Raw genomic sequence first — 514 nt, 5'->3', positions numbered from 1 at the left:
CTTTCGTTCTGGCCAGGTTGCGCAGAACCTTCACCTCATACAGCTTTAAGCAGCTGGAAAACTCTGCACCGTTCTCCCTGGCCCGGTCGATGACCTCCTTGGCGTCTTCAAACTGATTGTGGTAAAAAAAGACCTGCGCCGCCAGAAGATACGGCTTATAATAGCCGGCGAAAATGCCTACCGCCCGGTGGTAATCATCCACCACCTGCTGCCCCTTTCTCAGCTCATAACACGCCTCCTGCCTGAGGAGATAGGCCGGATAGTAATTTTCGTCCTCTGCTGTCATCTGATCACAGACATCTACCGCCCGTTCATACTGTTTTGATTCGCAGAGAATGTGGGCAAGGTACTGGAGATATCCCATCCGCTCCTGCTGCCCGTCCGCCTCATTGGCTGCCCGCACCACGTAACCGCCCGCGGCCTCTGATTCCCCCTGCTGAAAACAGCAGCCGCCCAGAATATAGAGGGCCCTGCCCTTTCTCGATCTCCGCCTCCGGTTTTCCTGCGTGCCGTC

Annotated in this window: 1 protein-coding gene; it reads right to left on the bottom strand. The window is 56.0% G+C overall.

Annotated elements, in window-relative coordinates:
* On the bottom strand, positions 1-514 hold a 514-nt coding region (locus NE664_13230; GenBank protein MCQ4727594.1), incomplete at both ends, for a hypothetical protein.

Source organism: Anaerotignum faecicola (assembly GCA_024460105.1).
Lineage (GTDB): Bacteria > Bacillota > Clostridia > Lachnospirales > Anaerotignaceae > JANFXS01.
The sequence above is the reverse complement of the archived record's forward strand: the minus strand, read 5'-3'. Positions and strand labels throughout refer to the sequence as shown.